The 15,387-nt window shown below is 62.6% G+C and carries 14 protein-coding genes; 4 read left to right on the top strand and 10 right to left on the bottom strand.

Annotated features, from left to right (window positions below):
• Positions 1-8 precede the first annotated feature (8 nt).
• Positions 9-98, bottom strand: a complete 90-nt coding sequence (locus ACQZ5H_RS14485; protein ID WP_016556800.1) for a K(+)-transporting ATPase subunit F — start codon at positions 96-98, stop codon at positions 9-11.
• Positions 99-521: 423 nt separating this feature from the next.
• Here ACQZ5H_RS14485 and ACQZ5H_RS14480 point away from each other — a divergent pair, with 423 nt between their 5' ends.
• Positions 522-1,565, top strand: a complete 1,044-nt coding sequence (locus tag ACQZ5H_RS14480; protein ID WP_449098114.1) for an NAD(P)-dependent alcohol dehydrogenase — start codon at positions 522-524, stop codon at positions 1,563-1,565.
• Between the two features lie 20 nt (positions 1,566-1,585).
• Here ACQZ5H_RS14480 and apnL read toward each other — a convergent pair whose 3' ends face one another.
• The 9 genes from apnL to oiaX form a co-directional block, all read right to left on the bottom strand.
• On the bottom strand, positions 1,586-3,442 hold the full coding sequence (apnL, locus tag ACQZ5H_RS14475; RefSeq protein WP_449098113.1) for a D-apionate lactonase: 1,857 nt from the start codon (positions 3,440-3,442) through the stop codon (positions 1,586-1,588).
• A complete protein-coding gene (locus ACQZ5H_RS14470; protein ID WP_449098112.1) occupies positions 3,439-4,473 on the bottom strand; it encodes a Gfo/Idh/MocA family protein in 1,035 nt (344 codons plus the stop codon). Before ACQZ5H_RS14470 ends, apnL begins: the two co-directional genes overlap by 4 nt.
• A gap of 1 nt (position 4,474) precedes the next feature.
• Positions 4,475-5,536 (bottom strand): ABC transporter permease, encoded by a 1,062-nt coding sequence (locus tag ACQZ5H_RS14465; protein ID WP_112711011.1) that lies wholly within the window; start codon positions 5,534-5,536, stop codon positions 4,475-4,477.
• Entirely contained in the window at positions 5,533-7,080 is a 1,548-nt protein-coding gene (locus ACQZ5H_RS14460; protein WP_449098111.1) for a sugar ABC transporter ATP-binding protein, read from the bottom strand. Before ACQZ5H_RS14460 ends, ACQZ5H_RS14465 begins: the two co-directional genes overlap by 4 nt.
• A complete protein-coding gene (locus ACQZ5H_RS14455; protein ID WP_449098110.1) occupies positions 7,077-7,721 on the bottom strand; it encodes a DUF2291 family protein in 645 nt (214 codons plus the stop codon). Before ACQZ5H_RS14455 ends, ACQZ5H_RS14460 begins: the two co-directional genes overlap by 4 nt.
• Positions 7,722-7,799: 78 nt before the next feature.
• Positions 7,800-8,741, bottom strand: coding sequence for a D-ribose ABC transporter substrate-binding protein (locus ACQZ5H_RS14450; protein WP_130281280.1), 942 nt, complete (start codon positions 8,739-8,741; stop codon positions 7,800-7,802).
• Positions 8,742-8,882: 141 nt separating this feature from the next.
• On the bottom strand, positions 8,883-9,710 hold the full coding sequence (locus tag ACQZ5H_RS14445) for a phosphogluconate dehydrogenase C-terminal domain-containing protein (RefSeq protein WP_449098109.1): 828 nt from the start codon (positions 9,708-9,710) through the stop codon (positions 8,883-8,885).
• Between the two features lie 91 nt (positions 9,711-9,801).
• Entirely contained in the window at positions 9,802-11,133 is a 1,332-nt protein-coding gene (locus tag ACQZ5H_RS14440; RefSeq protein ID WP_449098108.1) for a four-carbon acid sugar kinase family protein, read from the bottom strand.
• Between the two features lie 5 nt (positions 11,134-11,138).
• Positions 11,139-12,395 carry a 3-oxo-isoapionate-4-phosphate decarboxylase OiaX gene (gene oiaX / locus ACQZ5H_RS14435; RefSeq protein ID WP_449098367.1) on the bottom strand — a complete coding sequence of 419 codons (1,257 nt, stop codon included), beginning with the start codon at positions 12,393-12,395 and terminating at the stop codon, positions 11,139-11,141.
• Positions 12,396-12,579: 184 nt separating this feature from the next.
• Between oiaX and ACQZ5H_RS14430 the strand changes: the two genes are divergently transcribed.
• From ACQZ5H_RS14430 to dhaL, 3 genes are read left to right on the top strand one after another with little or no spacing between them, the layout of a single operon-like run.
• Positions 12,580-13,284 (top strand): transcriptional regulator NanR, encoded by a 705-nt coding sequence (locus ACQZ5H_RS14430; RefSeq protein WP_112711004.1) that lies wholly within the window; start codon positions 12,580-12,582, stop codon positions 13,282-13,284.
• 52 nt (positions 13,285-13,336) lie between these two features.
• Positions 13,337-14,347, top strand: a complete 1,011-nt coding sequence (locus ACQZ5H_RS14425; protein ID WP_449098107.1) for a dihydroxyacetone kinase subunit DhaK — start codon at positions 13,337-13,339, stop codon at positions 14,345-14,347.
• Positions 14,347-14,982 (top strand): dihydroxyacetone kinase subunit DhaL, encoded by a 636-nt coding sequence (gene dhaL / locus ACQZ5H_RS14420; protein ID WP_449098106.1) that lies wholly within the window; start codon positions 14,347-14,349, stop codon positions 14,980-14,982. The genes ACQZ5H_RS14425 and dhaL overlap by 1 nt, the downstream gene beginning before the upstream one ends.
• The last annotated feature ends 405 nt before the right edge of the window (positions 14,983-15,387 follow it).

The following is a 15,387-nucleotide window of genomic DNA, read 5'->3' as shown; positions in this document are numbered from 1 at the left end:
GCAGCTGATCAGAAGCGCTCGGGTCGGATAAGGGCGTAGGTGAGATAGACGGTGAGAAACACGGTCACGGCGCCGCTCAGGATATAGTCGAGGGTCATAGCCATCTCTCCTGTCACAGCCGGTCGCAGGCGCGCGTATAGGCAAAGCACAGTCCGAAAAAGACGATCGCAGTGCCGAGCAAAATGAGATCCATCATCGATGTTGACTCCTGATGTTCTGGTTGGAGTCAGATAAGACAAGGGCGCCAATCCGGGGTATCGGCACCTTTAGACTTTCTGGCATGGAGACGATCTTGCGATCTCTCGGGCCTGAATATCTGCCGATGCGCATAAAGGTTCGAGACGCGCGAGAAGGCGCCGATATAAAAATCTTATAAATGCCTTTATACGGTGAGACGTGAGCATTTCATCGATTGATGAGCAAAAGCTGAATTGTGGCGATTGAAATCCGCACGGCCGCAGTCTTATAGTCTGCACCAACGGCGCGGCTGAATCGTAAGCGCCACAGGGAAGGAAACTGCCATGACCAAAGTCCGTGCTCTCGTTCTGGAGCGCCAGCATGAGCTTGCGCTTCGCGATATCGATCTGCCGATGGACACCGGCCCCGGTCAGGTGAAGATCAAGATCCATACGGTCGGCGTCTGCGGTTCCGACGTCCACTATTATACGCATGGCAAGATCGGCCCCTTCGTCGTCAATGAGCCGATGGTGCTTGGCCATGAGGCGGCGGGGACTGTCATCGAGGTCGGCGAAGGCGTCACGCATCTGAAGGTCGGCGACCGCGTCTGCATGGAGCCCGGCATTCCCGATCCGAACTCAAAGGCAAGCCGCCTCGGCATGTATAATGTCGACCCGGCTGTGACCTTCTGGGCGACGCCGCCGGTTCATGGCGTGCTGACGCCCGAAGTCGTGCACCCCGCAAACTATACGTTCAAGCTGCCTGACAATGTCAGCTTCGCCGAAGGCGCGATGGTCGAACCTTTCGCCGTCGGCATGCAGGCCGCATCGAAGGCGAAGATTGCGCCGGGCGATACCGCCGTCGTTCTCGGCGCCGGTCCGATCGGCACCATGGTGGCGATTGCGGCACTTGCCGGCGGTTGCTCGCGTGCCATCGTCGCCGATCTGGCGCAGCCGAAGCTCGATATCGCCGCGCAGTATCAGGGCGTCATCCCGGTCAATATCCGCGAGAAGAACCTGGCTCAGGAAGTCGCGCGACTGACGGATGGCTGGGGTGCCGATGTGATCTTTGAATGCTCCGGCTCGCCGAAGGCCTGGGAAACGATCATGGACTTGCCACGCCCGGGCGGTGTCATCGTCGCTGTCGGCCTGCCGGTCAATCCGGTGGGTTTCGACATTTCGACCGCCTCGACCAAGGAAATTCGCATCGAGACGGTCTTCCGCTACGCGCATCAATATGAGCGTTCGATCGCACTGCTTGGTTCCGGCCGGGTCGACCTGAAGCCGCTGATCTCGGAAACCTTCACCTTCGAGGATTCGATCAAGGCCTTCGACCGCGCCGTCGAGGCGCGTCCTGATGACGTGAAGCTGCAGATCGTTCTCGGCTAAGCCTGAAGCCGGCGGATGGCTCAGCCGTTCGCCGGAAATTCTACGATCGCGGTGCCATAAGGTGCGAGCACAACGGCCACGCCTTCGGCGACCGTCGCGGAGATATCGACGCTCAATTCCTGAGCCGTGATGTTGACGAGGCAAAGCGCGTTGCCCGCTGCCCTCTCGACGGTGAAACCGAGAACCTGTGATGGTGCTGATGATTGGCATTCATGCCAGCGAAGCCCGGCCATGCCGGCAAGCGCCTTGACAGTGTGAAACAGCGGACGAACGGCGCCGGGTTCCGAAGGCTCGTTCTCGCCGGCGATCAGGCCGAATGGTCCTGTCAGCGCCGAAAGCGCCAGGCATTCGAGATCCGCATCAATCACCTGCGCCGCATAGGCGAGCGCAAAGGCTTCGGCAAAACGGCCGTTGTGGCGCGGATCGATATTGGCCATCGGGATGCGCTTGCCGCCGGGATTGTCCATCGTCCGGCTACCATAAGGGTTCTGCCGCATCGGGATGGTCGAGGGGCCGATGCGATAGGGCTTCTTGCCATAGATCGCCCGCACGGAGCGGGTGATGAAGGGCAGGGCCTCCAGCGTCTGCATGACGCTCAGATCGTCGGCGGCATGGACGATCGGATTGGTGCAGTGGGTGACGAAATCGAGATTTTCGGCCGGGACCCGCTTGCGGTTCAGCTCGGTGAAGTAGCTGAGCATGCCGCCGCCGAGCCGGGCATTCGGGAAGACGGCGAGTCCTGCGGCATAGACCTCTTCCAGCGGCGGGCATTCCGGCCACTTGCTGCCGGGTGGAGTCGACTGCCGATCGACGGCGGGCGAGACGACGACGGCATCGGGGGAGAAACCAGCCGCCGCCATCTCAGCCGCAATCGCGGCGGCTTCCTCTTCCGGTGACGCCTTGCAGGGCAAAGCGATTTCCAGCGTCGTGCTGCCGCGATGGATCTTTGCCAGCGCCGCGAAATCGGCGAAGGCCGCGGCGCCGTGGCCCGCGAGCGGGTCGTAGTGGAAAAGCAGTTCCTGCGGGTCGATTTCGGCAAGGCGCGATGTTGCCCCGAGTGTTGATTTAGCCTCTTCGGGTGTGACGATCAGGCCGATCGAGGGCATCACTCCGGTCTTCTCGCCCCTGACAATGGTCACCGGCTTCGCCTCGGCGGCCTGTGCTGCGACATGCGGCCTGCTATCACTGATCGACAGGACGATCCGTTGGGTCTGCCGCTCGTTTGCGGGGATCTGATAGGGCCAGGGAAGGGCGAGCGGGCGAACATAGGTCTTGTAGGAAGCGTCGGACCAGTTGCGCTGGTCTTCCATCTCGAATGTATCGCCTTCCATCAGACACTTGGCGCTGACGCCCGGCATGACGCTATGGCTGATCGCCCGCATGTCCATGAACGGCTGCCAGGGATCGATCTGATCCGGGAAGCGCGTCTCGACGATACGGCCGTCGACATGCTCGACACTTGCCGGGGTGCCCGCGATACCGACGATCGGGTGCAGGATGCAGAAGCCGCAGCGGTTGGTTTCAAAGCCGCTTGGTGACAAGGCTTCAGCAGCAAAGGTCAGCTCGCTCTCCCTTGCCTCGATCTGCACGGCAATCGCCAACCTGCTGACATCGGGGCCGTCGCAATGGGCGGTGTAGCCGATCGCGAAGCTGTCGGCATCCTGCTTGACTGTGAGACCTTCAATCCGCGGGCTGTAGGTGCCCCAGTCGCGGTCGCGCACGAGATAGGAAATTGCCCGGAGCACCTCGATACCGTCATAGCGGATGGAGCGCAGATTGCCGTTTGCCAGGTCGGCGGAGAGCCGCCCGGCCGTCAGCGTGACGGGACGCTCTTCGGCCTCATGCGTGCCATAGAGGGCGAAGGCGTCGGTCGTCATTTCAGCATGGCCTCCACATCGACCGTTTTGCCGGTCGCCGCACTTTCATAGGCGGCCTCGACAAGCGCGAAGGTCTTGAGATTGTCGGCGCCGGATGTCGCAGGCTCGCCGCCATTCTTCAGCCGCTCGACCCAATGATCCTGGATGGCGTAGACGCTTTCCTGGATATTGTGCCAGGGCCGCGACGCCCAGGAGAGAAGCTGCGGCGACGCGTCGGAGACGATGGTGCCAGCAGCATTGTTGACCTCGAGCCGGTAACCGGCAGAAAGCCGTATCGTCCCATCCGTGCCGTCGAGCTCGATCAGGGTTTCGGGGAAATTCTCGGTGCCGAGCTTGGTGGCGTAGCTGACGTCTACAACAGAGGTTGCGCCGCTCTCGTGATCGAGCAGGATCGTCGCGACATCCTCGCCCTTGATATTCGGATTGACCCGCTTGGTGCGCGCCGTCAGCGTCTTGACGTCGCCGAGGATGAAGCGGGCGATATCCAGCGTGTGGATGCCGAGATCCTCGATGATGAAGCGTTCGCCCTCGGCGAGATAAGGCTGACCGGAGAAGACGTCATAGCCGGAGCGGAAGGAGAAGCGGCCCCAGAAGGGCGTGCCGATCGCCTTGCTGTCGAGCAGGCGACGCACCGCCTGTATCGGCGTCTGCCAGCGGAAATTCTCGTGCACCATCAGCGGAATGCCGGCTTCGCGGCAGGCCGCCACCATCGCCTTGGCATCGGCCAGCGACAGCGCGAAAGGCTTCTGGCAGATGACGGGTACCTTGTGCCTTGCAGCCATCTCGACCAGCGGCCGGTGGCTCGGAACGGTCGTTGCGATATCGACGAACTCGAAGCCGCCGGCGGCGAAGAGTTCGGCCGCATCGGAATAGCGGTGTTCGATGCCGAACTGGTCGCCGACGGCCTTCAGGCGGGCCGGATCGCGGTCGCAGATCGCGACAATCTCAGCGCCCTCGACATCACGCCAGGCATGCATCTGGTTGACCGCGAAGAATCCGCAACCGATCAGAGCACCTTTCAATTCCGTCATATCAACCTGCCTTTGCCATCTGCATGAGGGTAACGCGCTGCTGCAGGCGGCGCTGTGCCTGGTCGACGACGACGGCGATGATGATGACGAGGCCCTTGATGACCATCTGCCAGAAGGACGACACGCCCATCATCACCAGTCCGTCCGACAGGATGCCGATGACGAAGGCGCCGATGATCGTGCCGCCGATCGTGCCGCGCCCGCCCGACATCGAGGTGCCGCCGAGAACGGCTGCCGCGATGGCGTTCAGTTCGAAGCTTTCGCCGGTCGCCGGATGCGCTGCCATCAGTTCGGAGGAGATGACGACCCCGACGATCGCGGCGCACAGGCCCGAGAACATGTAGACGAAGATCTTCACGAGATCGACCCGGATCCCGGACATGCGCGCTGCCCGCTCATTGCCGCCGACCGCGAAGATGTGGCGGCCGATGGGCGTGGAGCGTGCGACGTAGGATGCCACGAGCGCCAGCACGATCAGGATCCAGATCGATACCGGCAGGCCGAGAATGCGGCCGGCGCCGAAGAAGTCAAAGCCCGTCGTCGCATATTCGGGACGGCCCACGAGGTTCGGGAAGGTCTGGCCGTCTGAGGAGAGCAGGGCCAAGCCGCGGGCGATATAGAGCGTGCCGAGTGTCGCGATGAAGGGCGCGACGTTGAGCTTCGTGATCAGCAGGCCGTTGATCAGCCCGATGATCAGGCCGACGGCGAGGGTAATCAGCACGATTTCGAAAAGGTTGAAGAAGATCGTGTAACCGATCGGCAATTCGATGCCATAGAGGATCAGGCCACCAGCGACCATGCCGCAGAGGCCGACGATCGAGCCGACCGAAAGGTCGATGCCACCGGTGATGATGACGAAGGTCATGCCCATCGCCAGGAAGGCGTTCAGCGCCACATGCTTCGACATCAGGATCATGTTCGCGGTCGAGGTGAAGTTCGGCGCAAAGATCGCAAAGAAGATGATGACGGCAAAAAGCGCGATGAAGGTTCTAAGCTTCATCAGCGTCAGAAGTGCGGAGCCGTTGGCGCCCTTTGGCGCGAGTGTCGTTGTTGCCGCCGTCATGACGCGATTTTCCCCTGGTGTCCGTGTCCCTTGGCCGAAGCCGCGATAATGGCATCTTCCGTCGCTTCGTCGCGATCGAAGACCGCGATCAGCCGGCCGTTGCTCAAGACGGCGATGCGATCGGAAAGCGCCATGACCTCTTCGAGGTCAGAAGTCGAAAACAGGATGGCGAGCCCGTTGGCCGCCAGCCGCCGCATGGTTCTGAAGACGTCAGCCTTGGCGCCGACATCGATGCCGCGGCTCGGCTCGTCCATCAGCAGAACCTTCGGATTGGTCATCAGCGCCTTGCCGATAACCACCTTCTGCTGGTTGCCGCCGGACATCGAGGTGACCTCGAAATCCGGATTCGGTGCTTTGATCGAGAGATCCTTGATCGCCTCGGCGATGGCATTCTTCTCGGCAGCCGCGCTGATATGGAAGAAGCGGGCGAAGCGGCCGAGGCTTGCGAGGGTCAGATTGCTGGCGATCGACAGAACCTGGACGAGCCCCTCGCGCTGGCGATCCTCAGGGATCAGCGCCAGGCCGCGGCGGATGCGGCGCGTCGTATCGCGGGCACGCACTTCCTCGCCGTCGATAAAGATCTTACCGGTGGAATGCATGTGGCGGCCGATGACGCATTCGAAGAATTCGCTGCGTCCGGCACCCATCAGGCCGTAGATACCGAGAATTTCGCCCGATTTGACCGAGAGCGAGACGTGATCGACCGCAAGGCCGCCCGTCGGGCGCGGCAGGCTGATATCCTCGGCGCGAAACATCTCCTTGCCGACGGTGTGATTGACCGACTTGGCAAAATCCTTGGCATCGGAGCCGATCATCGAGCGGACGATCCAGCGGGTGTCGATATCCTTGACCATCGCCTGGCCGGTGATCTGGCCGTCGCGCAGAACGGTGATGTAGTCGCCGATGCGCATCAGCTCCTCGAGCCGGTGCGAGATGTAGACGATCGCCACACCCTGCGCCTTCAGCTCGGCGATGACCTTGAAGAGGATCTCGACTTCGGCCGCCGAAAGCGCCGAGGTCGGCTCGTCCATGATCAGGATGCGGGCGTCGAGCGACATCGCCTTGGCGATCTCGACCAGCTGCTGCTGGCCGATCGGCAAGTCTTCGACCATGGTTTCGGCGTCGATCCCGGCGTCGAGGCGCTTCAGGAAGCCGTTGGCCTTCTCCACCTGCGCCTTGTGATCGATGCCGAGCACACCGCGGGTGATCTCGCGGGTCGCAAAGATGTTTTCGGCAACCGTCATGTTGGCGAAGAGGTTGAGCTCCTGGAAGATCATGCCGATACCATGCGCCTGCGCATCGGCCGGGCTGTCGAAGGAGACCTGTTCGCCATCGAGGATGATCTTGCCGAGCGTCGGGCGCTCGACGCCGGCGATGATCTTCATCAGCGTCGATTTGCCGGCGCCGTTTTCACCGACGAGCACATTGACCGCGCCGCGGCGCAATTCGAGATTGGCGCGCTTGACCGCGACGATACCCGAATAGACCTTCGAGACGTCGTCGAGGCGCAGGATGATATCGTTCTTGGCGGCATCATCCGTCATGGCGCCACCGTCAGTTCCGAAGGGGTGACCAGCGGCAGGTCGCTACCGGATGGCAGCGGGAAAGCGCCGACGACTGTTACGGTCTTGCCGGTGATGCCGTCACGCGGAATGGCCGAGAGGAAGGCGGTATTTGCCTTCTCGTTGAAGGCCTTGCCGAACTGGGCCCATTCGATCTGGTTCTTGAATTCGTTGAAATTGACGAAGTCCAGCGTGTCGCGGAGCGCAGTGCCGCGCAGCGCCGGGCCGATCTGCACTTTTGCATCGGGCTTGCCGTCGCCATCAACGTCGACGTCGAGCGTTGCGGCGCGCGACTGCGTGTCTGCCACCACGACCTTGCCAGTGAATTTCACCGCATAGGTCCACGGCGAGCTCGCCTGCTTCTTCGGGTTGCCGTATTTCTCGCCGGCCTGATCAGCTCCTGCAGCGACAGCCGCCACGACGTCCTTCAGTTCACCGGCGCGCTTTTCGAAATAGGGTACTGCCTGCGACTGCCAGATCGCCTCGACCTTGGCATTCGGATCGAATGCATCCTTTGCGGCCGCCGCGGCCTTTTCCTCGGCAGTCGGCGTCTTGATGATCTTGCAGCCAGGCAAAGCCGCCGCCACGAGAGCGGCGATCAGGGCGCCCCTGATCCTCAACATGCTGTGAACCTCGAATTTCTTGAAATAGCTTGCAGAGGGTGCGGTTTCCCGCACCCTCTGCGGTGTGCTCTGTGCCGGTTACTTCGAGATCGCGAAGGTCTCGAGCTTGGACGCGTTGTCAGCGTTGATGAGAACGCAATCCATCAGCTGCTTTTCTTCCTTCGGCGTCGTCTTGTTCTTGATGTAGGCGTCAGCCTGCTCGACGGCCATCTGCGCCTGCGCGTATGCCGGCTGCAGAACGGTGGCCTTGATGCCGCCCGCCTTGATCGAGTCGCGAACGTCGTTCGAACCGTCGAAGCCGACGACGATCACGTCCTTGCGGCCGGCAGCCTGGAGAGCGGCGATCGCGCCCATGGCCATCGTGTCGTTGCCGGAGATGACGCCCTTGATGTCGGGGTTGGCCTGGAGGATGGTTTCCATCTTGGCATAGGCTTCCGTCTGGCTCCAGTTGGCCGACTGCTTGGCAACCGACTTCAGATCCGGATAGTCGTCGATGACGTCATGGTAGCCCTGCGAGCGGATGCCGGCATTGGTGTCGGATTCCTTGCCGACGAGCTCGACATAGTTGCCCTTCTCGCCCATCAGCTTGACGAATTCCTGCGCGCCGAGCTGCGCACCCTGATAGTTGTTGGACACGATCTGGGCGACGGCAACGCCGGTGGCGTTGATTTCGCGGTCGATGAGGAAGGAGGGGATGCCCGCATCCTTGGCCTTCTTGACGGCCGCAACCGAGGCGTCGGCGCCGGCGTTGTCGAGGATGATGGCCTTGGCGCCGCGGCCGATCGCCGTGTCGATCATCTCAGACTGCTTGTTGGCATCGTCGTCATGGGTCATGACGAGCGCTTCGTAGCCGAGTTCCTTGGCCTTGGCTTCGGCGCCGACGGCTTCAGCCTTGAAGAACGGATTGTCATGGGCCGGCGTGATGATGGCGATCAGATCAGCCGAAAATGCCGGCATGGCAACGCCGAGCGAAAGGGCGCCGGCGAAGGCAGCAAGGGTCAGTCTACGTGTAAAAGTCATGGTTTCTCCTCCCGAGTTTGACGCATGGGCCGGACCACCCCGGCCCGACCAGAATTCATGCGATATTCCATTGCCGGACCGTCTCTTGGACTCCCCACCGGGCCGGCGATGCGGCAAGGCGTAAACCCTGCCGCGGCATTGTCAGGTGATGCGCCGGATGCTTTCGGCGATCTCCTGAGGTTCGAAGACCTTCTTCCAGTCGTCGCGCATCAGCGCGGGGATGCCGAACTCGATCGCCTTGTTGCAGGCATCCGAGAACACTCCGTCGACTTCCTTGAAGATGACGGCGCCGAGCACGTTCATGTGGCCGAGAAGGAAGTCGCGGGCGGCTTCCGCCGGAACGCCGCGGGCAACGCATTCGTCCATGGCCTGGCGCATGACGACGAGCAGCGAGGCGCAGACGGTTTCCGAAAGGCCCGGTTCCAACATCGCCATCTGATCGACGGTGACCCGGTGCGAGCGCATGACCGGCGCCCAGATGACCTTGGCGATTTCCTCGCCGAGGGCGTAGGCTTCTTCCGGACCCTGCATCAGCGCCGAGACGATGTGCTGCTTGGCGAACAGGCCGCCGAAGTGGTCCTTCTTCGCCTGCATGTCCGTCTCGTCGTTGAAGATCGGCGGATGGCAGGGGTGGGTCACGAAATAGGTGAGATCGGCGCGCTCCGGCAGATGTCCGGCGAAGGGGGCGGCGGCGTCGAGAGCGACGACCATCGTGCCCGGCTTCAGCTTGTCGACGATACCGGCTGCGACTTTGCCGATCGCCGTATCGGGAACCGCGAGGATGACGACCTCGGCACCGGCAAGACCTTCATCGGGACCGACGCAATCGATACCGAGATCGTTCTTGAGGCGTGCCTTGCCGGCGTCGCTGACCTCCACATGGCGGACATCGAAGCGGGAACCTTTGAGATTTTTGGCGAGCCGGTAGCCCATTTTGCCACCAGCGCCGAAGAGGGCAATTGCAGTCATGTTTCCTCGCCTTTCGATTTTTCTATCAGCTAACGCAACTGGTATGATGAGTCAATCACTATAGCAGTTGGTATCAACATTTCCCTGGCCGTCAGGCCCTGCGTCCATCGCGAATCTGTGCGAAATAACCGTCCGAGCCGACTTGGCCGCCCTTGAGGGCGATCTGCAGGCCGTTGGTCGGGGCATATGAACCGTGCGCCGTGCAGAGTGGCGAGCCCGGCGTCTGCGGCAAGGGCATCAGCGTCGTCAGCGCCTCGACGCGTAGTTCGCTCAGCGCATGGCTCGACGTATCGCCACCGGCGATGACGGCGCGCGTCAGCTTTTCGGCCTCCACGAGACGGCGCAGGATGATGCCGAGGCGGATGCCCAGGCGATGGCGCGCTTCGGGGATACGGTCGATCTCGGTGCCGCGATCGGCCGAGGGGCCAAGAGCGGTGTGCAGGATGACGCTGTGGCCGGATTTCAGCGCCGACAGGCCCGAGGCAACGGCGCTTTCGATCGCCGCATCGCCGCTTTCGCCGACCAGCGCCAGGGGATCGACGGGAATGGCGTCGAAGCCGCTCTCCGTTGCATTGCGGATCTGCCGTTCCGTCGTCGGCGAGACGCTGCCGGAGACGACAGCGAGACGCTCCACCGCACCGGGGAGGGAAAACTCGACCTTGCCCGATGTCAGCCCTTCGCGTTCCCAGGCATGGAGCAGGGCGTATTCAATACCCGACGATCCCGCAACGAAGAGCCCGCGATCGCCGCGCAGGCGCCAGACCTGCTCTCCGGCAATCTCCTGGGAGGCCGGTCCATCGACATCGACAAGCAGGATGCCGGGTTTGTCCTCCAGCAGCGCATCGATACCGGCAGTGGCGTCCCCGGCTGTCATCGCGAGATCAGCGAGGCGGATAGAGAGATCGGTCTGCGCCGCCAGATGGATCGTCAGATCCGCCTCGGCCATCGGCGTGACCGGATGACGGCTCATCACCGGGTGGCGGTTGATGCGGTAGACCTTGCCCTGATAGGCGGCGAAGAGATGCCCGAAGGCCGTATAGCGCTTCAGCTGCGGCGCGCCGACGATCACGGGCACACAGTCCTGCGCAAAAGTCTCGCGGCCGACCTCAATCGCCTTGCCGATATTGCCGATTGCAGGGCTGGAATCGAAGGTCGAGCAGACCTTGTAGTGGCAGATCGCGGCGTCGAGGCTCTTCAGCCAGGCAAAGGCAGGGCCGAGATTATCGGACATCCATTGCGGCGTCTGGCTGCGGCTGGTCCCGGCGATGCCGATCGCCTGGCAATCGGAAAACTTGGCGAGCGTTGCGGCACTCGGGACGCCCAGGAACAGGGCCGTCTTCACGCCATTCGAAGCAAGCGCCTCCATGACATCGGTGGAGCCGGTGAAATCGTCGCCGTAATAGCTGAGGAGCAGCTTGCTCATGACTCTCACGCGCCCTTGCCGTCAGCGAATTTGGCGATCGATGCGGCGAGTTCCGGATGGTCTTTGGCATACGTATCGAGCGGGATATCGGCGACCGCCGCCTGCCAGGCCTGCTGCACGGCGCGCACGCCGGCTGCCGGTCCGCCCGGGTGGCTGACGATGCCGCCGCCGCAGAGGTAGAGGAGGTCGGTCGTCCGGCCGGTGCGCTGGTAGGTCTCCGGCGCCTGACCACCCCACTGGCCGGAGCCTGCCACCGGAAGCGGGCAATCAGTCTTGTCGAACAACGGTGTGCTGACCGCCTTGAAGGATTCGACGAAGCTTTCGTCCGGCTCCCAGTATTTCACGCGGATGCCGTTGATCTGAAACTGGTCGACGCCGAGCAGGCGCCAGAACTGCTGGTAAACCCTGAAATCCATACCGGTTGCGGGGTTGCGGGTCAGGATATCCCAGCCGTTGCGATGCGCATGCAGCACCAGACCGGAGCGCTTCCGCAGGAAGCTCATCCCACCGAAGCCGATCGAGTTGATATTGACGACGGCGCAATTGCCGCCGGCCTTCAGGACGAGGTCGTGGTTGCGCATCATCTCGTCGGGATCGGCATGCGAGATGCCGAAGGCATACATCACCTTCTTGCCGGTCTTCTGCTCGTGATCGAGGATCAGCGGCATGATCGCCTCGACGCGATCCTTGAGCGGCGAATAGGCCGGGCTCATCAGCTTCTCGTCGTCCTTGATGAAGTCGACACCCGACTGAATCAGTTCGTCGACGAGCTCTGCCGTTTCATGCGGCCGCAGCCCGAGCGCCGGCTTGACGATGGTGCCGATGATCGGGCGGCCCTCGACGCCGGTCAGCCTGCGGCTGCCGGGAATGCCGAATTGCGGGCCGGGATGCGCGTCCTTGAATTCCGGGGGCAGCTTCAGATCGACGATGCGGATGCCGGTCATGCCCTTGATCGAATAGACGCCGCCGATCGCGATCGTCATCAGCGCCGAGAGATCGGTGCCGATCGCATCGAGCGGGAAGGCGATATCGACATCGGCGCGGCGAAGCGGACCGTGGCCGTCGGCAACCTCGGGCCAGCCCGGCGCCTTCGCATCCTCGAGCGGGCGAATCGCCAGCACCCTGGCGGCAACCCGCGCCTTCAGCTCCTCGGTCTCGCCCGGAACCGGAACGAAGGTGCCCGTCGACTGGTCGCTGGCGATCTTCTCCGCCATGGCCTCGATGCTGCCAGGGGTTTCGATACGGTAGGTCAGGGTGATCATGCTCACGTCGATAATGCTCCTCCGGCCAAGACCAGCACCTTGGCGCCACTCATTAACTGGTATAATGAGTATTCCAATTTGCGCAATCGGAAAGTTTTGATCCGTGCCGAAATGAGCCCATCGCGGCCTTTGTCGCGGCGGCGCAAAATGCTAAAGGGAGGGGAGTTTGAGCCAGCGAGACATCATGACCCAACCAATCGAGCAGATCGTTCGCCGGAAGCTTTCCGACGAGGTTTTCGACAGGCTCGAACGCATGATCACCTCGGGCGAACTGAAGCCCGGTGACGAGATGCCCTCCGAGCGCGTGCTGATGGAGCGCTTCGGCGTCGGCCGTCCGGCGATCCGCGAAGCGATGCAGTCGCTGGCAGGCATGGGGCTCGTCAACATTTCCCACGGCGAGCGCGCCAAGGTTCTGAAGCTGACGGCGAAATCGATCTTCCAGCAGGTCGATCTGACGGCGAAGATCATGCTGTCGCAATCGGCAGACAGCCTGGAGAACCTGAAGAGCGCCCGTATCTTTTTCGAGCGCGGCATGGCCCGTGAGGCTGCCCAGAGGGCGAGCGAGGCCGATATCGCCGAATTGAAGCGGATTATCGAGCGCCAGCGCGAATCGCTTGGAAATGCGGAGGATTTCATCTCCGCCGACATGCAGTTCCATACCCGCATCGCGCAGATATCGGGCAACCCGATCTTTGCCGCCGTCAGCGAGGCGATGCTCGCATGGCTGCGCGAATATCACACGGAAATGCTGATCTGGACCGGCAAGGAGAAATTCACGCTGGTCGAGCACGAAGAGATCGTCGAACGGCTTGCGGCCCATGATGCCGACGGTGCAGAATCGGCGGTGCTGAAACATCTCGAACGCTCGCGGGCGCTCTACACGAAATAGGCATGCTTGCCGCCTGGGAAGAGGGGCGGCGGCATGCATCGAAGGAGGATCGATGACGGTCAAGAAGATCATCAACAACGGCGCCGATGCCGTTGACGAAATGCTGGCGGGCATTCTCGCCGCCCATCCCAATCACCTGAAGCGCGTCGAAGGCACGGCCCGTTCGGTCGTTGCCGTCGATGGCCCGCGCCAGGGCAAGGTCGGCCTGGTGATCGGCGGCGGCTCCGGCCATGAGCCGAGCTTCGTCGGCTTTGTCGGCCGCGGTCTCGCCGATGGCGCGGCGATCGGCAATGTCTTCGCCTCGCCGCCGCCGGATCCGGTCCTCGAATGCGCCAAGGCCGTCAATGGCGGTTCCGGCGTGCTCTTCATGTACGGCAACTATGCCGGCGACGTGATGAATTTCGACATGGCGGCCGAAATGGCGGCGATGGAAGACATCGAAGTCCGCACCATCCTGACGACCGACGATGTCGCCTCTGCTCCCCGTGACCGGAGAGCCGATCGCCGTGGCGTTGCCGGTAATGTCTTCGTCTTCAAGATCGCCGGTGCCGCCGCCGACCGGATGATGGATATCGATGCCTGCGAGGCTGCGGCCCGCAAGGCTAACGACCGCACCTTCACGATGGGCGTGGCGCTCGGCCCTTGCTCGCTGCCGCAGACGCGCAAACCGAACTTCGAACTCGGCGAAAACGAAATGGAAATCGGCATGGGCATCCATGGCGAGCCCGGCGTCGAGCGCGGTCCGTTGAAAAGCGCCAACGAGATCACCGACCAGCTGCTCGACAAGATCCTGCCGGAAATGAATGCTCCCCGTGGCGACCGCGTTGCCGTGCTGGTCAACGGCCTCGGCGCGACGCCGCTGATGGAACTCTACATCATGATGGCCCGCGTCAAGGAGCGGCTGGATGGCGAAGGTCTGGTGATCCACTCGACGCTGGTCGGCAACTATTGCAGCTCGCTCGACATGATGGGCGCATCTGTGACGCTGATGCATCTCGATGAAGAATTGCAGAGCCTTCTCGACCACCCCTGCGATTGCGCCATGTTCCGGAGCGGCCGCTGATGGCCGAGATCACCGCACAGGACCTGCGCGCCATGTTCTCGGCGATTGCCGCGGCCATCGCGGAGAATCGCGATCGCCTCAGCGAACTCGACGGCGTCATCGGCGATGCCGATCACGGCATCACCATGGAGCTCGGTTTCTCGACCGTGAAGACGAGCCTCGTGGCAAACGAATCCGAAGCCGATCTCGGAGCCATCTTCAACCTCGCCGCCAAATCCTTCCTCAATGCCGTCGGTGCCTCGTCCGGCCCGCTCTATGCGACAGCCTTCATGCGCGCTGGAGCGGTGCTGAAGGGCAAGACTACGGCTGGAGACGAGGACATGGTCAAGGCCTTCGCGGCGATGGCCAAGGGCATCGAGGATCGCGGCAAGGCGGTTCCGGGCGAGAAGACCATGGTCGACGCCTGGCGGCCTGCGGCGGATGCGGCGGAAGCGGCGTTTGCGAAGGGCGCGACCTTGGCTGTTTGCCTCAAGGCTGCAGCGGATGCGGCAAGCGCCGGGGCGGAGGCGACGAAGTCGATGCTAGCGACCAAGGGCAGAGCGTCGCGACTGGGCGAGCGGGTGCTTGGGCATGCCGACCCGGGTGCGGTTTCGGCGGCGCTGGTTGTTGCCACGATGGCGGAGAGTTTGGGGTAATGGTTCCGGGCGTGCGCCCGTGTGCCTAATGCTGCCGACGTCTGCTCTAGGCGCGCAATCGCCAACTCCTCCCTCATTCTTGTGCTTGTCATAGGAAACCAGCCACGGCGCGTCTGCGCCGTGAATGAATCCATAGAATGAGACGAGTCTTCCGCCGCGCCGACGCGCGGCTGGTGGATCCCTGTGACGGGGACAGAGATAAGGGAAGAACTGTGCCCGGAGCCCCCTCATCCGGCCCCTCGGGCCACCTTCTCCCCGCCGGGGAGAAGGGAAGATGAGGGTCGGCGCACGCCAGCTTCCCCTTGCAACTTCCCTTTATCCGCTATCGAGGCTGTAATGCCTATCGCGGTGGCGAGCGAGAGACCGAGGCCCCTCTGGGACACCAAGCCCGCGGGAGAGCATGGG

Source organism: Rhizobium sp. 21-4511-3d (assembly GCF_053522545.1).
Note: the sequence above shows the minus strand (reverse complement) of the source record. Positions and strands in the feature narration are given on the sequence as shown.